Raw genomic sequence first — 1,715 nt, forward strand, 5'->3', positions numbered from 1 at the left:
TGCTCGGTGCTGGCCGTTGCGCCGCCGTCCTGGCCGGGTGATGCGCGTCAGCCGTTCGCGGTGCCGCCGCCGGCCGTGAACACGGCCACCTTCGATGCGCGGGCCGACCTGTCGGCCGCGACGGCCGAAGCGGTCGCGCCGGTTGCCGAAGCCGTCGCGCCGACGCTCGAGGATGCGCAGGCGCTCGCGAACGCGGGAGCATTCGACGAGGCCGAGCGCGTGCTCGCGCAGTTCTCGGCGCGCGTCGGCCCGCATGCCGATGCGTTCTACCTGAACGGATTGATCGCGGATGCGCGCGGGCGCGCCGCGGAAGCGGGCGACTTCTACCGGAAGGCGCTGTACCTGCGACCCACGCACCACGAAGCGCTGACCCATCTCGCGACGCTGCTCGACGTCGGCGGCGATCGTGCGGGCGCGCAATGGCTGCTCGAGCGCGCACGGCGCTCGGCCGGCTGACACGATGACGGAATCGGGACCGACACCGCGATGACCAGAGGAATTCATGAACCGCGCCGCCGCTGCCATTGACGACACGACGATCGACGTCGACGATTGCTGGAACCGGATCGGCACGCGCGGCGACCGCTCGTGCGAGCGGCTGAACGACTGCCTGCGCTGCCTGAACTGTCCGGTCTACGCGTATCACGCGGCGAAGCTGCTCGAGCGCCCGCTCGACGTGGCCGAGATGGCCGACGCGACGCGCCGGATCAGTGCGTTCGGCGCGACGCGCGCGGGCGACGACGGCGACACGCACCACGCGGCGCTGGCGTTCCGCGTGGCCGACGAATGGCTTGCGCTGCCGATCGGCGTGCTGCGCGAGATCGCCGGCACGCGCCCGATCCATTCGCTGCCGCATCGCCGCCATTCGGCCGTGCGCGGCGTGGTCAACATCCGCGGCACGCTGCGCATCGCGATCTCGATCGGCGCGTTGCTCGGCCTCGATGCCGGCAAGGGCGGCGACCGCGACGGCGACGGCCGCTTCACGCGGTTGCTGGTCGCCGCGCACCAGGGCGAGCCGGTCGTGTTTCCGGTCGACGAAGTCGAGGGCGTGCTGCGCTACGGCGCGTCCGACTGGGTGCCCGTGCCGGCGACCGTCGGGCGCGCGAGCGCCGGGCTGTCGCGCGGCGTGCTGTCGTGGCGCGGCAAGTCGGTGGGCCTGCTCGACGACGACCGTCTGTTCGACGCCGTGACACGGAGCATGCGATGAGCGGTGATGACGACCTGAGCCACCTGTCGCTGCTCGAGCTGTATCGCGAGGAGACGCGCACGCAGACCCAGGCGCTGTCCGAGCGGCTGCTCGCGCTCGAATCGGGCGAGCCCGACTCGGTCGCGCTCGAAGCCTGCATGCGCGCCGCGCATTCGCTGAAGGGGGCCGCGCGCATCGTCGGCGTGCCGCTCGGCGTCGACATCGCGGGGCGGATGGAGGAGTGCTTCGTCGCCGCGCAGGCCGGCACGATCTCGCTGACGGCCACGCACGTCGACGTGCTGCTCGCCGGCGTCGATCTGCTGGTGCGCGTCGGCGATCCGCAGGCGCAGCCCGTCACGTCGACCGAGATCGACGTGTTCGCGGCCGCGCTCGCGGGCGCCGACGGCGCGCAGACGATGCAGGCGCCTGCCGGGATGCCGCCGCCGGTGCCGCCGCCTGCCATGCCGTATCGCGACCACGACGCCGCGAGGTCGGAAGAGCGGCGTGTGGGGAAGGCGGGGTGAGGTCA

The 1,715-nt window shown here is 72.7% G+C and carries 1 protein-coding gene and 2 pseudogenes; all 3 read left to right on the plus strand.

Features of this window, described 5'->3' with window-relative positions; translation table 11 throughout:
• Positions 1 to 456 (plus strand): annotated as a pseudogene (locus G3N62_RS35395) (MCP methyltransferase); the annotation flags it as partial.
• Positions 457 to 502: 46 nt separating this feature from the next.
• Positions 503 to 1,207 (plus strand): chemotaxis protein CheW, encoded by a 705-nt coding sequence (locus tag G3N62_RS35400; protein WP_034185669.1) that lies wholly within the window; start codon positions 503 to 505, stop codon positions 1,205 to 1,207.
• Positions 1,204 to 1,683: pseudogene (locus tag G3N62_RS35405) on the plus strand (Hpt domain-containing protein); the annotation flags it as partial. The gene G3N62_RS35400 and the pseudogene G3N62_RS35405, both read left to right, overlap by 4 nt.
• Positions 1,684 to 1,715 lie beyond the last annotated feature (32 nt).

The sequence above is a fragment of the Burkholderia sp. Tr-20355 genome, from assembly GCF_017104685.1.
Taxonomy (GTDB): Bacteria; Pseudomonadota; Gammaproteobacteria; order Burkholderiales; family Burkholderiaceae; genus Burkholderia; species Burkholderia seminalis.

Coding starts and splice junctions, on each gene's coding strand:
- G3N62_RS35400 (WP_034185669.1), top strand. CDS start 503: ATGAACCGCGCCGCCGCTGCCATTGACGACACGACGATCGACGTCGAC.